The sequence below is a fragment of the Anabaena sp. EIM26 genome, assembly GCF_057568715.1.
Map to the genome: position 1 here is coordinate 5,439,108 of NZ_CM172472.1, position 20,393 is coordinate 5,459,500.

12 protein-coding genes are annotated in these 20,393 nt (G+C 40.3%); 4 read left to right on the plus strand and 8 right to left on the minus strand.

The window, feature by feature from the left end:
• Window positions 1-139: 139 nt before the first annotated feature.
• Together AC012T_RS23615 and AC012T_RS23620 are read left to right on the plus strand one after the other, a co-directional pair.
• Window positions 140-982 (plus strand): YaaW family protein, encoded by an 843-nt coding sequence (locus AC012T_RS23615; RefSeq protein ID WP_487061293.1) that lies wholly within the window; start codon window positions 140-142, stop codon window positions 980-982.
• A complete protein-coding gene (locus tag AC012T_RS23620) occupies window positions 964-2,301 on the plus strand; it encodes an O-antigen ligase family protein (RefSeq protein ID WP_487061295.1) in 1,338 nt (445 codons plus the stop codon). Before AC012T_RS23615 ends, AC012T_RS23620 begins: the two co-directional genes overlap by 19 nt.
• A gap of 133 nt (window positions 2,302-2,434) precedes the next feature.
• Here the strand turns inward: AC012T_RS23620 and AC012T_RS23625 are convergent, their stop codons facing one another.
• The 3 genes from AC012T_RS23625 to AC012T_RS23635 all read right to left on the minus strand — a co-directional run bounded on the left by AC012T_RS23625 (window position 2,435) and on the right by AC012T_RS23635 (window position 7,680).
• Window positions 2,435-3,232, minus strand: a complete 798-nt coding sequence (locus tag AC012T_RS23625) for a hypothetical protein (protein ID WP_487061297.1) — start codon at window positions 3,230-3,232, stop codon at window positions 2,435-2,437.
• A 50-nt stretch (window positions 3,233-3,282) separates the two neighbouring features.
• The gene (locus AC012T_RS23630) at window positions 3,283-6,813 is read right to left on the minus strand and encodes a CHAT domain-containing protein (protein WP_487061299.1); all 3,531 of its coding nucleotides are present in this window, start codon (window positions 6,811-6,813) and stop codon (window positions 3,283-3,285) included.
• 192 nt (window positions 6,814-7,005) lie between these two features.
• Window positions 7,006-7,680 carry a hypothetical protein gene (locus AC012T_RS23635; RefSeq protein ID WP_487061301.1) on the minus strand — a complete coding sequence of 225 codons (675 nt, stop codon included), beginning with the start codon at window positions 7,678-7,680 and terminating at the stop codon, window positions 7,006-7,008.
• Between the two features lie 230 nt (window positions 7,681-7,910).
• Between AC012T_RS23635 and dnaX the strand changes: the two genes are divergently transcribed.
• Window positions 7,911-10,310, plus strand: coding sequence for a DNA polymerase III subunit gamma/tau (gene dnaX / locus AC012T_RS23640; RefSeq protein WP_487061303.1), 2,400 nt, complete (start codon window positions 7,911-7,913; stop codon window positions 10,308-10,310).
• A gap of 406 nt (window positions 10,311-10,716) precedes the next feature.
• Here dnaX and AC012T_RS23645 read toward each other — a convergent pair whose 3' ends face one another.
• Window positions 10,717-12,627, minus strand: a complete 1,911-nt coding sequence (locus AC012T_RS23645) for an ATP-binding protein (protein ID WP_487061305.1) — start codon at window positions 12,625-12,627, stop codon at window positions 10,717-10,719.
• A gap of 637 nt (window positions 12,628-13,264) precedes the next feature.
• Here AC012T_RS23645 and AC012T_RS23650 point away from each other — a divergent pair.
• On the plus strand, window positions 13,265-14,104 hold the full coding sequence (locus tag AC012T_RS23650; protein WP_487061307.1) for a cyanophycinase: 840 nt from the start codon (window positions 13,265-13,267) through the stop codon (window positions 14,102-14,104).
• Between the two features lie 25 nt (window positions 14,105-14,129).
• Here AC012T_RS23650 and AC012T_RS23655 read toward each other — a convergent pair whose 3' ends face one another.
• From AC012T_RS23655 to AC012T_RS23670, 4 genes are all read right to left on the minus strand, one after another.
• Window positions 14,130-15,353 carry a M20 metallopeptidase family protein gene (locus AC012T_RS23655; RefSeq protein WP_487061309.1) on the minus strand — a complete coding sequence of 408 codons (1,224 nt, stop codon included), beginning with the start codon at window positions 15,351-15,353 and terminating at the stop codon, window positions 14,130-14,132.
• Window positions 15,354-15,867: 514 nt separating this feature from the next.
• Entirely contained in the window at window positions 15,868-17,508 is a 1,641-nt protein-coding gene (locus AC012T_RS23660) for a GspE/PulE family protein (RefSeq protein ID WP_487061311.1), read from the minus strand.
• 352 nt (window positions 17,509-17,860) lie between these two features.
• A complete protein-coding gene (gene bioD / locus AC012T_RS23665; RefSeq protein ID WP_487061313.1) occupies window positions 17,861-18,538 on the minus strand; it encodes a dethiobiotin synthase in 678 nt (225 codons plus the stop codon).
• 80 nt (window positions 18,539-18,618) lie between these two features.
• Window positions 18,619-20,334: a protein kinase domain-containing protein gene (locus tag AC012T_RS23670; protein ID WP_487061315.1), complete on the minus strand. Its 1,716-nt coding sequence runs from the start codon at window positions 20,332-20,334 to the stop codon at window positions 18,619-18,621.
• Window positions 20,335-20,393 lie beyond the last annotated feature (59 nt).

The following is a 20,393-nucleotide window of genomic DNA, read 5'->3' on the forward strand; positions in this document are numbered from 1 at the left end:
TGCGCCATACTAATATAGCAATTGTGTAAGTTCTGAATATAATGGCTATATTTCACTCAACCCTGCCCATGTTAGCATTTAAGTGTAAGGCAGTCGATTGTCAGCAATTGTTAGCATTTTTGTATCGGAGAATGGGAACTTGGATGAACTAAGGACTGTACTGGAGTTAGCTACCGAGGAAGAACTGCAAGACTTAACAGCTATTCTGTTTAGTCGCAAGTTTAATCCCCTAGATTATGTTCACACGCCTGAACCGATCAAAGTCCAAAGCCAAGATCGTCAAGCTTGGCTAAATGCACTAGAAGATCGTTTTCGCTTTCTAGGGGCTGATGGGATGACTGTATTACGTGGACACACTTGTCAGGTTACATATCGACAAGTATTAATTCACGTATGTAAGTATTTGAAAATTTCTTATTATCACAATTTAGCAACTGTTGATTTAGAAGCAGAGGTATTTTTGCATCTTTTAGGAAAGGTGTGGAAAAAGCTGCCAGAACAAGAGAAACAAAAATTGACCGAAAGATTACAAAGCCATTTGCTGAAATCCGATATTAAACAACCATTGCCCCTATATTTACAAAAAGATCCTTTAGGATTAATTTTCAAAGGTGGTAGTGCCTTGGCTGTAACTTCAGTTCTGCAACCATTTGTGCTTAAACAGATTGCCCGTCAATTTGCTACCCACTTTGCTACCTATCAAGTTGCTAAAGAAGCAGCAATTACAGGCACACAGGTGGCAAGCAAACAGTTCCAAAGCTATGTAACTGTAAAAATGGCGCAACGAGGTATGACGATGAGTGCTGCCCGTTATGGTGCGGTTCGTAGTATGTTTGCTTTGATCGGACCGATGATGTGGGGTTGGTTTTTAGCGGATTTGGGTTGGAGAGCGATCGCTACTAATTATGGTCGCATTATTCCGACTATCTTCACCCTAGCGCAAATTCGTCTCACCCGTACAGAATGTTGGGAGCCAGCTTGAACAAGGCTTTTTACCATCCCAACTCTAGTTTGCAACCCGCTTGGAAATGCCTTCAATTTGGGTTGCTTGTCTTTCCTCTCAATCCCTTTTTGGGGGCTGTAACTATATCTTTAGCCGCATTAATAACCTGGGCTAAACAATACCGCATAATTAGCCGTCGTCCCCTGCACCGAGGATTTGCAGTTTTAAGTTTATTGTTGTTGATAACTACCGGGTTTGCTTCTCACCGAATGGAAGCTTTCCTGGGTTTATTCAACTTATTACCTTATTTTTTCGTGTTTGCGGGATTAACTGCCCTGATTCAAACATCTGCCCAATTACGGCAAATCGCTTGGATTATGGTATTTGGTTCTTTACCTGTGGTAATGATTGGTTTTGGGCAATTATTTCTGGGCTGGACTTTCAATTTACAGTTTTTGTGGGTTCTCTTAGATATCACAATTTCCCCTGGTGGAGTACCATTAGGACGGATGTCTTCTGTGCTAATGCACGCTAACACCTTAGCCGCTTATTTGGTGACTATCTTCATTTTGGGTTTAGGGTTATGGCTAGAAAACTATCAAAAAATCAAAGTCAAAAATCCGCACTCAAAAGTCTCTTATCGTCCGATTATCTTCTTAACTGTGGCTGTATTTGCCAATTTTATGGCTTTAGTTTTAACTAACTCGCGGAATGGGTGGGTAATAGCGGTTTTTGCCTGTGTAGCTTATGCTTGCTATCAAGGTTGGCGACTTCTCGTGGCTGGTTTCTTGAGCATGGCCACTAGTATTCTTTTAGCAGCTTTTGCACCTTTAGCGATCGCACAATTTTTCCGTCGTTTCGTCCCCTATTTTATCTGGGCCCGTATCAATGATGATATGTATCCCGACAGACCAGTAGCCATGATGCGAAAAACCCAGTGGGAATTTGCCTGGAATTTAACTCAACAACATCCTTTGACTGGTTCCGGTTTACGCAGTTTTAGCGGACTCTACAAAGCAGAAATGCAAATTGATATCAATCATCCCCATAACTTATTTCTCATGTTATCTGCGGAAACAGGTTTGATTACTACTTTATTATTTTGTAGTTTACTCGCTTGGATTTTAATTGCAGCCATTCAACTTTTGTGGAATTCAAAATATATACAACTAGAAAACAGATTAATTTTCTTTAGTTATATCATCACCTTTATCGGCTGGATATTATTTAATACTGTCGATGTCACAACTTTTGACATCCGCTTAAGTACCCTATTTTGGGTATTCCTAGCTGCCCTCTGCGGAGTGACATATCAATCAGTAGGAGTTCGGAGTTCGGAGTTCGGAGTTCGGAGTTAGGAGTTAGGAGTTCGGAGTTAGGAGTTCGGAGTAAAACCAATACTGTTCGGTTAATAATTTTTGTAAGTTAATTAAGGGATTACCAAAAAATAGATTCTCCAACTTTGTGAGATGGGAATCTTGCCCGTCCTTTTTACACCTTAATTTGCTGATGTGTAATTTTAAGATTTAGGAAAGCAGCTAAATTTTCTACCATTTCTAATTCACTTTTCCAATTTTGACCATAAAATGAAGATAAAGATATGCGTTCACCTCCAGACATTAATAAAAGATAGGAAGTTGTAGTATCATCACTTTTATCAATTCTGTCTTCCTTTATCACCTCTACCACTTCACTAAGTTTGTGTTCAATTAACTTGTTTTTCAGAAAGCCTTTGTGCTGAATTACGATTTTATTAGTAATTTTATCAAAAGTTATATTACTGTAATAAGGAATGACAATTATAAGTATTAAAAGTCCCATGCCGAGACTGAAAAATAATAATCCTAGCAATAGTAGTCCTATTTTTAGTTGTGTAGAAAACTCAAGTTGAAAACTCTTTTGTTTTTTATTGGTAATAAACCCATTAATTTGAGATGCTATAGTCTGGGCTTGATCTTCTGAGTCATAGCCAATCAGAGTAAAATTATCATAGTCAGTTTTTAATGTTACAAAATATTGATCATCATTACTTTCTCCAGATAGGGTAGCCACAATTGCTGCATTTATTCCCTCTAAAAAAGTTTCTTGTTTTATCCCTAGCCATAATTCGTTTTCTTTAAAATGACAACTAGGATTATTTACAGCAATTCTGTTACAAGAAAATACAAAATTTCTCGGTAAAGTTGAATAAGTAATAGCCAGTCCAGAAACTGTAAGACCTATGGTGATTAACCCAGAAAAAAATATTCCACTAAAAGGATTGTTGTGCAAGACAAATTCATTTTTCATTTTGTTAATGGCATCAGGGTGATTTTGTTACCAATTCAATCTTTCCTTGTTCAATAACATCCTGTAATGATAAATGCTGCCCAATAATAAGGATTATTGTAAGGCTGTTTATGAGATGCTAATTTGCTATTTTGATAAATTTGTGTGGCTACATAGTTTCTGAGTTGGAATTCTTCTGGATGCAAATTATGCAATAAATCTTCATACCATGCGATTAGTTCTACAACAGTTATATTTCTCAACCAAGTTGTTGCTTCAGCTAAGGATATAACTGGTGAATTATGGGTAAGTAATCTGCGGTAAAACTCTATAATTACTAAATTCGTCACCAATGATTCTACAGTCCAAATTGTACTCACTACATAGGGAACACCTGCATTTAATAAACCAGTGGCTAAACCTACATACTCACCGCTAACATTCTGACTTTTATTACTCACATTTTCAGAATTTGTGAGGGTAAAAAGATTGTAATTTGTGAAAGTATGTTGGTTAATTTGTTCTAAAGTTAGCTTGTCTTCATTGGCTAATACCAAAGCAGAGTTTTGGACTTCACTCAAATTGTTAATAGCGTGTCCAGTAAAATGAAAGATGTTGTAATCTGCCACTAAAGCATTTTCTAAATTATCTCTGGTGACTTGTGTACCTTTGATATGTTGGGCATAATCAAACATCTGTCTCACAATGACAGATGCAAATTCAGAATGCTCGCTATTATCTGTGTTTGCAGGATTTTCTACACTCAGAAATTTTTGTTGTTGCCAATTTGATAATGAATTTGTTTTTAGATTAAGCCCTATTTGAATGCTGGGTAAATAATTAATGGTGTAATTTGGTAAATCTGGCTGATGAAGAGGAAATAGTGCTTGCAGTGGCAATTTATATAAATCACGATGGGGAATTAAAATCAGGTTAGTGATACCTTCAAGTTCCTGAATAATTGTGGAAATATTCAGAATATTTTGCAGTTTTAATAACCTCTGCTCCATCTCCAAATTTCCGCAATGATTGTGATCATTTGCTAGAGATTCTTTTTGCCAATCTTCTAACCAGGTTTCAAATTCAACTAAACGTTTTACTGCTTCAGGTATGGCTTCTACATCTTGTATTGGCGTTAATAAAAGGATAGGTGATGGGGCTTGGTCTTTAATAATAAATGTGTGTAAAGCTGCTGGGCTAAGATGCCAGTAAATTATTGCTGTTGTGGGATTAAGTAGTTGTTGAATTGCGTCATAGTTGGGGAAATAAATTTCTTCATTCCAACCAGAAAGCAGTAATTTTAAACAGGTGTTTTTACCTTGTTCGGCAATTTCCCAAGCTTCTACTAAATCACCAACATTTACTGCTAGATCAACAGCCAATTGCTTGAGTCCTGCAAATTTGAGAGCGAGTTGTTGTTTACTTTGTTGAGGACGAGTTGTTTGATTGAGTAATTGTTGTAATAAATCTAGTCCTTGTTGTTGTATGTCTTGGGCTGATGCTGTTTGTCCTAAACCTACGAGTACTTTGGTTAGAGATTGCAAAATATCTAGATGCAATTCTGAGAAATCTTCTGCTGTGAGAGTTAACAGTGCTTGTTGGTATTCAGATACTGCTTTTTGCCAAAAATAGCGGGGTATGGGTTGTTTTTTACCTTGTTCGTAGTGTGTATTGCCCATTGCTAGATGCAATCTTCCCCAACCTTCGGGGTGGGTATCGGGACGCAGATATTTTAATCCTTCTTGATATGTGGCTAATTTACCTTCATAGCCACGTTGATTGAGGGCTGGGTTGGATGCGGCGATGCTACTGGGTATATTCAGGGATAATTTGTCATTAACTAAATTAGCAACGGCTCCAGCGCGACCTAGCCAAGCTTCCCAGTAGTCTAGTTTGATTTCTAAGGCGCTATCATAGCAAGCGATCGCTTCAGGAAATCTGTCTAAGTAAAATAGGGCTACGGCTTGGTTGTACCAGGCTAGATGAAAGTCAGGTTTGATGGCTATGGCTTGTTGATAGGAAGTGATGGCTTCTTCACGTCTTCCTAAGTTTTCTAAGGCTATGCCTCGGTTATAGCAAGCTAGGTAAACATCAGGTTGAATTGACAGGGCTTGATCCCAAGATTCAATAGCTTCTGACCAGCGTTTTAAGCTAAATAACACTACACCCCGGTCAATCCAGACTTCGTGATAGTCGGGTTGGATATCTATGGCTCGGTCATAGGATGCGATCGCATCTTCGTATTGTTCACCCACTGCTAGGGCTACTCCCCGGTAATACCAGGTTTCCTGGTCATGGGGTTGTAAATTCAGGGCTTGATCATAGCTAGAAATAGCTTCCCAAATTAGTCCTAACTTGAGAAGTGCTAAACCGCGACTAGACCAAGCTTCTTGGTAATCGGGCTTAAATTGGATAGCTTGATCAAAAGAAGCGATCGCATTATCAAAGTCTCCAAACTCCCCTAGAATACCCCCCCTGTTGTACCAGGCTTTGTGGAAATCAGGTTTTAGACTCAGAGCTTGGTCATAAGCTGCGATCGCCTCCTCAAGGCGTTGTAAATGAAATAGTGTCAACCCTTGGTTAAACCAATATTCATGATCTTCTGGTTGCATTTTAGTAGCTTGGTTATAAAAAGCTAACGCTCCCAATAAATCCCCGGATTTAGCTTGCTGCAAACCTTGGTAAAACCACGCTTGAGCCTGGTTCGTCACAGTCAATTGAAACGATGGTCGCTCAATAATGGCTTGGCTTTCACGGATTGCTAGTTCCGAAGCCAGTTGTTGAACTAAATTAGTGCTTTGCTCCAGCCGCACCACCAACTCATCTAGAGTCTGTGCAACCTGCGGCTCTAAATTCACAAGCGATCGATCCCAATTCTCTGTCAAAGAAGAAGATGCAACTTCTTCTAATTCCTCAACAGTTGAAGTTTCTTCCCCAAAATATTCAAAAACCACAGCCTCAGATAAATCTGCTTGGGCATCTTCATCACTCAATTCTTCTGAGTTAACCCATATCTGCTCCAATATTGGGGATGCAGCTGAGGTATTAACAGTTTCATCTTGATCATGTTCCCACAACTGTTCACCCAAATCTCGCAGCAATCGTTGCCCAGGAGTATCTTCTACCAATGGTTTTGCTACTGCTGCGGCTGTCACCTCTACTGGTTCAGAATTTGATACATACTCTTGATTTAAGAAATCACGCCTCAATAATTGGATACCAATTTCAGCCGCAAGTTCACCAACTCTGCCGACATTTAGTTCACCTAGTTGCACCATCCGCGTTGCTATCTGATTATTTGGTGCCGGTGAAGATAACAATTTTTCACCAAATATCAGCAGCCAATCTATCCAGCGCTCAACAGTAATCCGAGGTTCCATCCGCTGCAAATACTTCAGCGCCCATTGTTGTCCTCGTGCTTGATGCACACCTTCCAGCAGCTGGTTAAACAAAACTTCCAGATCCGCATTAGTTAATTCGGGTGGAGAGTTTACCACCCTATATCCCTTATCAGCGTCGGCATCATGAGTCCGACGACCGTCAAAAGGGTACTTCAAAAAACTGTTAAGCCACTGCAATAGCCACCTGAGCATTTGCCACATTCTTGGATTTTCTTTCTCCTAGATTGTAGCCATCGTTGTGTCAAAAAAATCATGAATCACCTAACAGACCTGGCAAGTAACCTAGACTGGGTTGATATAGCAATAAAAACTATACAAAACTTTATCAGTAAACAGAACTTACTCCTACTATTCAGCACTCAATACCCAGTACTCAATACTCATTACTCGGTACTACTCAACAGATGTCTGGGATTGATTCAAGAGTGTCTGGATAATAATTTCTGGATCATCAGTTTCAATTTCCAGATCTTGGGCAATTTGCTGACGAAGGCTTTGATCCTCCTGCAACATCACAAACAATTCATCCCAGGTCAAAGTTTGGTAGTCTTCCTCTAGAAAATTCCCATCATCTGCTTCTGTTGATACTACATAGGTGATTGATGACGCTGAAGTAGTTTGGCTGATAGTATCTGGCCCGTCATATTCCCAAATCGGTTCACCTTGATTGCGTGTCAACAACTGCATTCCAATATCATAGGCAAGGTCGCCAATTTCACCAATGTCTAACTCACCTAGCTGTACTAACCGCGCTGCTAATTCATTATTGGGTGTACGAGATGTTAATAATTTTTCGCCAAACTGTTTTAGCCAGTCTAGCCAGCGTTGAGTTGTGACGCGATGCTCAATTTTATGTAACCAGTTTTGCGCCCAAGCCTGGCCTCTAGCTTGATGAACTCCTGCCAAAAGTTCTGTAAACAGAAATTCTAAATCCGTATCACTTAGCGGTGGTGCTGCTTCTTTCTGCACATCTTTTGTGACTGGAATGAAATTTTGTTTGTTAGGAAAGAACGACTGAAAAAATTTTTTCAGCCACTGAATTAGCCGCTTGAGCATCTGCTGCACCATTGAGTGTTGCTTCTAAAATTTTAGCGATGTGGGGGACAAGCCGCTATCCATTCTCAACTGGAGACTAGGAACTATAAATCATAAAAATTACATTAATTTATTTCTACTAAGTAAATTCACGAGTATAAATTTTTCTCAAGGGGAAATCGCCATGAGTTGTTAAAATAGTTAAACCCCTAACTAGACTGGGTGCGACGAATTAACTATCAAGGGCATTGAAATTTCTCTCCATGTCTTACGAACCCCTACACCACAAGTATCGCCCGAAAAGTTTTGCTGAATTGGTGGGACAAGAAGCGATCGCTACTACCCTCACCAATGCGATTGGCTCATCTAAAATTGCCCCTGCCTATTTATTCACTGGCCCCAGAGGTACGGGGAAAACTTCTAGCGCCCGAATTTTGGCAAAATCTTTAAATTGTCTTAAAAGTGACAAACCAACTGCTGAACCCTGTGGAGTTTGTGATAGTTGTCAAGGCATTGCTAAAAGCTATTCCCTCGATGTCATAGAAATCGACGCTGCTAGTAACACTGGTGTCGATAATATCAGAGAATTAATTGAAAAGGCACAGTTTGCCCCTGTGCAGTGTCGGTACAAGGTGTATGTGATTGATGAATGCCTGACCGGAAACTCATTGGTTTTAACCGATCAAGGGCTTGTTCGCATTGATAACCCCAGTATTAAAGGCAAGAAAGTCCTTAGTTACAATGATTCATCTGGCAAATGGGAATTCAAAAAAATTGTTCGTTGGTTAGACCAAGGAGAAAAGCAAACCTTAGTCATCAAAACCACTAACCGCGAAATCAGATGTACAGGTAATCATTTAATCAGAACAGAGCAGGGATGGATACCAGCAAGAGACGTAAAAGAAGGTGTGAAGATACTATCCCCTGTGAATGTGGATATTTCCTTACAATGGACTACAAATTTGGAGAAGGTCGAATCTGTTCACCTCGCTGGAGTGGAGCAAGTCTATGATATTGAAGTTGAGGATAATCATAACTTTGTAGCTAACGGGCTTCTAGTCCATAACTGTCATATGTTAAGTACCGCAGCATTCAATGCGTTATTGAAAACACTAGAAGAACCCCCTAAGCATATTGTTTTCGTTTTAGCGACAACCGACCCCCAGCGCGTATTACCAACAATTATTTCTCGCTGTCAAAGATTTGATTTTAGACGCATTCAATTAGATGCGATGGTGAAGCATTTAAGCCATATTGCTTCCCAAGAAAATATTAATATTTCTGCTGATGCTATCACCTTAGTAGGGCAACTTGCTCAGGGTGGCTTGCGAGATGCGGAAAGTTTATTGGATCAATTAGCGTTAATTGCTGGGGAAGTTACACCCGATCAAGTGTGGGATCTAGTGGGTTCCGTCAGTGAAAAAGATTTATTGGGTTTATTAGATGCGATCGCTCAAGATAATTCCGAAATCGTCCTCGACTCTACCAGACAAATCCTAGATCGCGGCAGAGAACCCATCATAATTCTCCAAAATTTTGCCGCCTTCTATCGAGATTTACTCATCGCCAAAACCGCCCCAAATCGTCAAGATTTAGTTGCTTGTACTCAACAAACCTGGACAGCACTAATTAACTTTGCCCAAAGGTTAGACATAACCACCATTTTGCGCGGACAACAACACCTCAGAACCGCAGAAGTCCAACTGAAAAACACCACCCAGCCCCGTTTGTGGTTAGAAGTCACATTACTCGGCTTATTACCCAGTGCAAATATTCAGCCACCAACGCCCAGTATTCCTCAGCAAATAAATACACCTGCGGTATCTCCAACTTCTTACCAACCAGCTACTCCACCACCAGCCACTTATACCCAGCCAAACCATCATTCACCAGCAGCTACTCCACCACCAGCCATTTATACTCAACCAAACCATCAATCAGCAGCAGCTACTCCATCACCAGAACCTGTATATGCTATTCCTCCAACAGTGACACATCAAACCGCACCTTTGCAGGAAGTCGCGGCAGGATCAGAGTATGACTTAACTCAAGTTTGGCAACAAGTGCGTGCTAATTTTCCCATGCCTTCACGACAAGCTTTATTAGGGCAAATGTGCCAACTAATAGAATTTAATGGTACTGAAGCGCGTGTTGCTGTCAAAGGATTAAAATGGTACGAAACACTTAAATCTGACCTGCCAATGATGAAGGCAGCGTTTCAGAAGACTTTTCAGCGTGAAATCCAAGTAAATCTAGAACTAGCAACTTCATCAAGTTCTACCTCAGCCAGAAAAAATCCTCCACCACAGGATTCTACTCGCGTTCAACAGCCAGCTACGACACCCAGCTACAACCAGCAAATTCAACCTCTAACACCAGCACCAGCGCCCCTACCACAACCAACCCAACAACCACCACCGACACCAACCAGAACTGAGCCTGTAGCAGCTAACACAGCCCCCGTCCAAACCCTTCCACCACCCCCGCCAAGCCAAGCACCTGTGCCAACTTGGGATAATGACGAAGTGGCAAATGCGGCTAAAAGTCTGGCAAATTTTTTCTCTGGGGAAATTATCCGCCTCACAGATGATACTTTCGATTTATCTGATGCTACACCTTCAACAGAAGTTGAGATATATGAATCAGATTATGATTATGATTAAAGGGCAGGCAAGATGCATAACCCACCAGAGTTAAGTGAATATTTTTTATTACTTTTTGGTTACAAAATATCTCGTTCCTAGTCTCTGACTAGGAATGCCATCAGAGAGGCTCTGCCTCTGATGTAACTGATAGCACAGCGTCATATTAGTCATAGAAGGCAGAGCCTTTAGAATTCATTCCCATACAGATTATGGGAACGAGAATTGAGTAAGTTTAATATAACGTCATGACAACGTTTTCACGTTAAGTTCATAACAATGAGCATTGCGCTTCAGTACTGTTCGGTTAGGCAAATTCGTAAACCGAAAACCCTTGTAGAGACGTTCCATGGAACGTCTCTACACTCCTTAACCGAAAAGTATTGCATTGCGCTTTACCCCTACTGACTCCTTCTTTAATTTTTGGTCACAAAATCGAGCTAATCTCCTTCAAATAAACCCTTGTAAAAGGTTCATCATCACCCAAAGCGTAATCTTCAATTAATCCTTGACGGCGAATAGAAACCTCCTGTTCTTTCTTAATCACCTCAATTGAATCATCAAAAATATCTCTGACTAACATCATCTCAGTTTCACTGGGATTATCCAAAACAACAATATTGCTTCCCTGGTAAAACATCCCATCTTCTTCCAGAATATCTTCTGAGTATTCAACAATGAGTAAATCAAGTTTGGGATTACGCAACAAAATTTGGACATTGCTGTTGTAATCTTTTTTTAATACCTTTTTGGAACGATTGACGAAAATTCCTTGACGACAAACAGCACCAATTGTCCATTCGGGATGTTGTGAAAGAATGTGATCAATTGTTTCTTGTAATTCATTGATAGAGATTTGATTAAAAGTAATAATGGGAATTCTGGAATCTCTAGCAGATTGAAAAAAGGTTGATAAAATCTGAGCAGGAACATCAACACTTTCACCCATTGCCGGGTTAAGATGCATTAAAATTCCCGGTGCAGAGTTAATTTCTAAGATAGCAAAGTTACCAGTTTTCCAAGATTCAGAAATATCTTCAGCAATGATATCAATTCCCAAACAAGTGAGGCGAAAATATTGGGCTATATCTTGAGCCAAGATAATATTATCATGGTGAATTATTTTTGTAGCATCAATACTTGTGCCACCGGCAGAAAGATTAGCAACTTTACGCAAATAAACAGTGCGATCGCTCTCAATGATACTATCTAATCTCAAACCCTGTTCATCTATATACCTTTCGAGCGCCTCATCAATCTCAATCCTACTCATCGGTGAAGTTGGTGTATCCCAACGTTCCGGTTTGCGATTTTCTCGTCTAATTAATTCTTTAAGAGTTGCGGAGCCATCACCCGTAACTGATGCTGGACAGCGTTCAGTAGCAGCAATAAATCTACCATTAACACACAGTAAACGAAAATCTTTTCCTCGGATGCTTTTCTCTACAATAATTCGCGTTGGTTGTTCTTCAGGAATCGCTATCAACGCTCTACTATAAGCTGATTCCAACTCTCTCACATTCTGCACATCAGGAGTTACACCAATTCCTTTATGACCTACAACAGGCTTCACAGCAACTGGGTAGCCAATATCTTTTGCTACTTCCACAGCTTCCTGTTCAGAAACAACAATTTCGCCCTCTGGAATGGGAAAACTTAATTTGTGTAAAAAATCCTTACAGTCATCCTTGCGAGTGGTGAATTCGGAATCTATATGACTATCACTATCAAAAGTAGTTGCCACTCCCCGCACTAGTTTTCTACCAAAACCATATTGTATTAATCCCTCTTCCCATAAATAAAAAGCGGGAATACCTTGGTTATAAGCCGTTTGGAATAAAGCATAAACTGTAGGGCCACCATAAGCAGATAAACGGAATCTATTTTGCAGTTTTATCAACCCTTCTTCAAACAAAAATTCCTCATGTTGAGTAATAGTTTCCCACCAATCCCAAACAAAATAAACTACTGCTCTACTTGTGAGTTCATGTAGTGATTGGATGCTAATCCTAACAAAATCCTGCTCAGGTTTGATACTCCAGTGATTGAGGTGCAAACCCATATCTAGTTTTCCCACTTCGGAAACAACCCGAGCAAACAAATCAGCGTAGGAATTATATCTCTGCTTGCCTAAGTGAGAATATATTTTGCTAATATCAGCAACATATTCTTCTATCTTTAGTGGCTCTCCAAATCCAGTTAAAGCAAAATCAAAAACTAATGCACCTCTATCTAAATAGGGATTTGGCCCAATGTAATATTTTAAGTTAAAAATATCGAATACATCAGTTTTTCTGGCATTGATGCGGATGACATCGCTGCTTTGCGCTTGAATCATTGATAATAAACCTTTCTCTAAACACCCTGAAATTTAAGTTCTGACTTTTTTTGCATTTATATGGCTAAATTTTAGTTATACAGAATGATAATTTCAGCTATCTCAGGGCATAATTTCAACCACATCACCGCAGAATTCAGTAGGCATAAAGCACAATGCTGATGAGTCTCAACTTAGAGGGTGTTTGAAAAGTCTCCTTCCATGTCATGCTGAGGAACGTAGCATCTCAGTATGTGGGCTAAACTCCAGATTCTTCGTTGCGTAAGACTCCACATGGCTAACGCCACGCTATGCCTACGGCACACTACGTGAACGCGAACAGAATGACAAATTATACGTCCCTAAACTTTTCAAACATGCTCTTAAACCCAAATCTTTACCATATCTCGTTCCCAGTCTCCGACTAGGAATACCATCACAAGGCTCTGCCTATATCTGTCACAAAAGGAAGGCAGAGCCTTCCATAATTCAGCCACATTACAGCAAAATTCAGGAGTTCTGAAGAGTAAGAGAAATAAAAATAATTTATTTCTTCCCTGTTTCCTGTTCCCTAGTCCTTGTTATCTACCAAAAGAAAGATTTTATTGTCTTCCCCTCATGTTCTATTGAAATTAGATAACTCTAACTAGGAGGCTTTATGTCTGAGAATCAAAACAAAGGACAATTAGTGATTATTGGTGGTGCTGAAGAAAAAAACGGAGATGCACCGATTTTACGGGAGTTTGTCCGCCGTGCTGGAGGTGTAAAAGCACATATTGTGATTATGACAGCCGCGACCGAATTACCAAGAGAAGTAGGAGAAAAATATATTGAAGTATTTGAACGTTTAGGAGCTTCAGCAGTTCGGATTATTGATACAGAAACCCGTGAAGATGCATCCTCATCTACAGCATTAGAAGCAATTCATAGAGCAACAGGGATCTTTTTTACTGGGGGAGACCAAGCGCGGATTACCAGTATTCTCAAAGACACTGAAATTGATGCAGCCATTCACAAAAGGTATTCTGAAGGTGCTGTTGTCGCTGGAACTAGTGCAGGTGCAGCTGTCATGCCAGATAAAATGATTGTGGAAGGTGACTCCCAAACCAGCGCCCGATTAGAAATTGTGGAAATGGGGCCTGGTCTTGGTTTTCTCCCTGGTGTCGTTATTGATCAGCATTTTTCTGAACGCGGACGTTTGGGACGTTTAATTACGGCTTTGGTACAAGAACCTGTAGTTTTAGGCTTTGGTATTGATGAAAATACGGCTATGGTAGTATCCGATGGGCAGATAGAAGTTTTTGGTGAGGGTTCAGTCACAATTGTTGATGAATCAGAAGGTACATATAACAACATGGATCAAATCTTGAAAGATGAACCCTTGGCTGTTTGTGGTGTGAAGCTGCATATTTTACCCCATGGTCACAAATTTGATTTGAAAACTCGTCAACCTATTTTAGATCGTCAAACTTCTGTTCCTGGAAGGAGTGTGGCGTAAGCCATACTCCTAAATTCCTATATTTTTATTGTTCAGCTAAAAATTTTTCCACACACCTGACAAACATTTCTACACCCATGACTAAAGCAGTTTCATCAAAGTCAAATCGAGGATGATGATGGGGATAATTTAACTTTTTCTCTGTATTAGCTGAACCTAAAAAGAAATAACAGCCAGGAACTTCTTGCAAGAAAAATGACATATCTTCACTGCCCATAATTTGGCATTCTGGGATGATACCTAAAGGGGTTTCTACCACTTCTGCTGCTACATTTCGCACTAACTCTGCTATCCCAGCATCATTAATTACTGGAGGGTAAAGATTGATATATTCCAAATCATAATTTGCACTATGACTTTGGCAAACTCCGGCAATGATTTGCTCAATACGCTGTTTAAAAAAGCCAGCTAAATCAGTATTAAAATATCTAACTGAACCACTCATTCTAGCAGTATCAGCAATCACATTCATTCTTGTGCCGGCGTGGAGTTCACCTATTGTCACCACGGCTGAATCTAAGGGGTTGACGTTCCGAGCAACAATGGTTTGTAAGGCATTAACAATTTGGGCAGCAACGACGACTGAATCAATGGTTTGATGGGGTAATGCTCCATGTCCACCTTTACCTAAAATGGTGCAGTTAAAGAAGTCTACAGCAGCCATAAAACCGCCAGAACGGACTCCTACTGTACCAACAGGCAGATCATTCCATAGGTGTAAACCGATAATGGCATCAACATCTGGGTTTTTGAGTACCCCTGCTTCTATCATGGGTTTTGCACCTCCTGGCCCTTCTTCTGCGGGTTGGAAGATAATTTTCACCGTTCCCGCAAAGTTGTGACGATGGTGATGGAGATAGTATGCTGTTCCCAGTGCGATCGCTGTATGACCATCATGTCCGCAGGCGTGCATCACTCCATTATGCTGTGAGCAATAACTCACTTCATTCTCTTCTTGAATTGGTAAAGCATCCATATCAGCACGAATAGCTAAAACTTTACCATGCTGAGATTTTTCACCTTTGATAATAGCAACAATGCCTGTTTTAGCTATACCTGTTTGATGTTCAATTCCCCATTCTTGTAACTTTTGGAAAATAAATTCAGCCGTTAATTTTTCTTGAAAACCTAACTCTGGTTTTTGATGTATGCGTCGTCTCCATTCTATTAATTGCGGTTGTAATGAGCGAATTTGTAACCGCACATTAGCAAGATTTTCAGTAGAAGAATTTGGGATTGTAGAAATCATTGTGAACACAACTAAATAGGGATTTGCTGTTAGGCTAAAAGTCTTTTCGTGAGGGCTAGGAGTCAGAAGTCAGGAGTCAGGAGTCAGGAGTTTCTCCTATGCCTACGGCACGGCTTCGCCGAACGGAGACGCTACGCGAACGGAGTTCGGAGTTCGGAGTTCGGAGAAAGAAAGAAGACCTTTGGTTCAGAATGCTTATGAAATGAATAATAGAGAGAAGTGAAATTTTATCAAAATCATCAAAGTTGACTTAAACAGCCTTTATTCTCTATCCTGAATACTTATCACTTTAGCTTATCTTACTCCATAAGACATATTCCATCTGTCTATAGTCTCAAAACATGAGTTAACAGAGGATTTCGTAAGAATTCAGGATACATAATGTTTGATATAGCAGAGAACAGAAAAGAAAAATATTCTTCCTTCTTCCTTTTTCCTTCTTTCTCCTGACTCCTGACTCCTGACTCCTGACTCCTAGCCCTCACAGATAACTTTTTCAGCAAACCCTAATTCTTCAGACAGAATATTTGCGAGATAAAGCACTATGAGGCAAAACCCTTAGCACTTCTTCTAATGTTGTCACCCCAGTTGTTACCTTTTGGGCGGCAGAGACACTAAAGGAAGTAAACTTAATCTCCTTGAGATAAGAATGTAGCTGAGTTATTGTTCCTTCATAAATCAACTCTCTCACCCTATCATCTACATTTAGTAATTCCACAATTGCTTCTCTTCCTAAATAGCCAGAATCAAAGCATCTAGGACAACCTTTCCCTCGTCGCCAGCCTTGGGTTGTAGCTGGTGTTGCTTCCAGTCCCAGTTTTTGCAAATCTGCTGTTGTGGGGGTGTAGGGTTCTGTACAGTGGGGGCAAACTCGACGCACTAAACGTTGGGCAACAATACCTAAGAGGGCATCGCTGATTAAACCTGGATCTGGGCCAATATCTTTTAAACGGGGAATTGTGCCTACAGCATCATTGGTGTGGAGTGTGGTAAATACCAAATGTCCGGTTAAAGCGGCTCTAACGGCTGTTTCCGCTGTTTCATGATCTCTAACTTCTCCTAACATAATCACATCAGGATCTTGGCGGAGAATCGCTCGTAAACCCGCTGCAAATGTCATACCTGCGGCTTCGTTAACTTGGGTTTGGGTGATACCTGATAAGACATATTCAACCGGGTCTTCTACTGTCACTACATTAACTGATTCGGTGGCGACTGCTTGCAAACTTGTGTATAGGGTGCTGGTTTTACCTGAACCAGTTGGCCCTGTGAGGATAATCATCCCCTGGGGTTGGCTTAACCAGCTTTTATAAGTCTCCAATGCAGATGCGGAAAAGCCGAGTTTGGTGATATCAGAGAAGGGATTACGCTGGGGTAGCAAGCGAATGACTACCTTCTCTCCACCGACACAGGGAAGGGTGCTAACTCGCATATCTAATCCCACTTCTAATGAATCTCCGACTGCATACTTTTGGCTGATGCGTCCATCTTGAGGGCGACGGCTTTCACCAATATCTAGTTCAGACATGACTTTGGTGGCTACAACTATTCTCCGACTGACTTCTAGTGGGAGAGTGGTAATATTCCGCAGTACACCATCAATGCGATAGCGGACTCTTAAACCTTCTGACATTGGTTCTAGGTGGATGTCACTAGCACGGTTGCGTAAGGCACTACTAAAAAGGGTTTTGACTCTTTCGATTTGGTCTGATGCTTTGGAGAGATAGAGTTCTGCAACTTCAGAAATGTTTTCTATTTCCGATTCTTTGGTGAGGGGGTTGATTAATGAATCTGCACTAATTTTATTGAGGTCGAGTTTTTGGGTCAGAAACCAAGATTTATAGCTTTTTTCGCTAATGGGAATAATTTTGATTTCTGTGAAAGTGCGATCGCACAATTTTTGGATTATATCTGGTATCAGTGTCACTGGACTCCCCAAATAGTAACAGTTACGCCACAGTATGAGGGGAACGACTGGAGGCATTTCTTGGGGATTGGGAAATAATTTAAAAAACCGATAACTAACTTCTATATCTAATAATTCCAGGTGAAGTTTTCCTGCCTCATTTACCAACAGACTGATTGCTTGTTGGCAGTTAATTTCTCCCTTTTTTAGTTGTTGCCAAGGAGATGGAGTATTAATGACACTTTGCATAGGGTTTAAATAACAGGAGAACAAAATTAGATCCTGAATAACCTATTTTCCCGAAAATGTTTAATTAACAAAACTTTATATACTTAGATAAATTTAGGCTTCAGGTGTCATTTTCTATGTTACCCACATAAGTTCTCTAACCCATCAAATGTTCTCAAGTCAGGGACTTCCAAATAAAAAATCTCTCAAACCCTTATTCTCTCGATCTTAAAAATCATAACTCCGTTCGCGTAGCGTCTCCGAACACCGTTCGCGTAGCGTCTCCAAAGGAGAAACACCGAAACACCGAACTCCAAACTCCAAACTCCAAACTCCAAACTCCAAACACCGAACTCCAAACTCCGAACTCAGATTACGTTAATATTTCCCAATCTAAATTAGATCCAATTTCAGCGAGTTTATCTAAATCAGTGGGATTTTCTAAATAAGGTAAACAACCTAAAACAGGGATGTGAGTAAATGATTGAATTAACTCCGGTGGTGTTAAATCAGCTATTTCTGCTTCTGTGCGGGGTTGGGTACAGTTGAGAATAATCCCACGCAGATTGATTTTAGTTTGTCTAGCTAATGCTACATTAGCCACGGCTTGTGCGATCGCACCTAATCTTACTGGTACAACCAAAACTGTTGGTAAACGCCACTCACCTGCTAAATCAGCTACTGTCAATTCATCAGTAACCGGTGAACCCAATCCTCCCAAAGACTCCACCAACAAAAAATCACGTTCCTTTTGTAACTTGAGTAGAGTCTGCCAAACCAAAGCTAAATCTATAGTCCGATTTTCCTTCGCTGCTGCAATTGGTGGAGCTAGAGGTGCTTGAAAATACAAAGGTGTAATCTCTTCTGGCGACTGATTTAGTGTAAAAAGAGTCTGATAAAGTTCACTATCACCGACACCAGATTGAATCGGTTTCATAATCCCCAAGCTGCTTTGAGGGTAATATTTCTGCCGATAAGCTGCTAAGGCTGTGGTCAAAAAAGTTTTACCAGCGTCCGTATCAGTCCCTGCAATTAGTAATGTGTTTAACAATTTATTTACCAAGAATTACTTTTGTTTACTTCAAATTCTACCCCTGCAAGAAGGTTGCAGGGACTACTGATAATTTAGCGTTAATTTTGTTGATCAAATCCTGGTGTTGATGTTGTTTCAGGTAATTGATCATTGTTTTCTGCATCTGTAGTAGGGGTTGGTGTTGGTGTTGGTGTCTCTGTAGGTGTAGGGGTTGGTGTTGATGTTGGTATCTCTGTAGGTGTAGGAGTTGGTGTTGGTGTTGGTGTCTCTGTAGGTGTAGGAGTTGGTGTTGGTGTTGGTGTCTCTGTAGGTGTAGGAGTTGGTGTTGATAAAGCAACATTGAGACTGTAATAACTTTCAGCCACTCCTTCTGACAGACTTAATTGAATAATGTATTTACCACTATCTAGTAAAATGCCCTCAAATGATGTAACTGCTTGAGACTGTCCATCAATTGGTTGACCATTAGGAGTTAGCACTGTTAGCGAAATTCCAGATCCTTGGTCAACAGAAACCGTTAATTTTTGCCCAGTTTGAGCCGCAAAACTATATTGAATGATGTCATTTACTTTAAGAGTATCTTCGACTGTGGCAGTATTAAATCTGCCTAATTTCAGGCGTTTTTGATATACAACAGATTGGGTATTAGTAGGTGTAGGTGTAGGTGACAGTGTAAATGTAGTATCAGGAATTACTGGTGAGGGAAAATTTTGGGGTACAGATGTTCCTGCTGATGATTGTTGGGATGGATTGCGAAGAGATTTGACTATTGCCCAAGAACCAAATCCCGCTAAAATAACTACAGCACTGCCAATAGCCCCAATCGCTAACGGTTTATCGAGGATTGAACTAGTTTGGTTTGGACTAGTTTGTTGAGGATAAATTGCAGGACGAGGTTTTTGAGGTGATCGTGGTTGCGGGCGATTACCAACAGCTAAAGTTTGTACATAGGATATATTGGTTTGAGGAACATGGGGTTGATCTAGAGATTGCAAGGCTAATTGCACTTGTGCCGCACTTTGAAAGCGATCGCTCGGAACATAGCTTAACATTCGCTGTAAGACTTCAGCAAAACGCGGATTAATCGTTACCCACTGCTGCCAATTCCAAATCAGTTTAGTTTCATCAAATAATTCTGTCGGTTCTTTGAGAGTCAACAAAACTATGGCCGTGACTGCCAGTGCATACAAGTCACTATTGGGATAAGCCCTGCCTGATTGAATTTGCTCACTGGGAGAATAGCCCATTTTTCCCACAGTAGTTACCTGTTGTTGATTTGGCGCATATAATCGCGTAGCTAGTTCTTTGACTACCCCAAAATCAATTAATACAGGTTTTTTGTCACTGTCTCGTAAAATCAAATTATCCGGCGATATATCACGATGAATAATTCCGCAGCCGTGAATGTATTCTAAAACTGGCAATAAAGAGTTGAGCAACTCTAAAACCTCTGTCTCTGAAAAAGATTGACCAACAGCTTGACGTTCAGCTAACAAAGTCTGGTAAGTCTTCCCAGCAACGTAATCCTGTACCAAAAACAAGCGTTGATCTTGTTCAAATTTTTCCCGAAATTTCGGTATTTGTGGATGCTCAATTTGATATAAAGTCGCAGCTTCTCGCTCAAACAACTCTTTTGCCTTTTTTTCACTAGAAGCTCCCTTAACTGCGATCGTTAATTCCTTAATCGCACAAAGTTCGTTAAAGCGCCTCTGGTCTTCTGCAAGATAGGTTCTACCAAATCCCCCCTGTCCAAGAACGTGAATTATATGGTAACGATTTTGCAGGACAGTACTAACTGTAATGGGTGGTTGCATAATCAATTGATTAAGTGTAATAGCAACAGAGTTAGAAGATAAAGCTTAAAGGACTAATT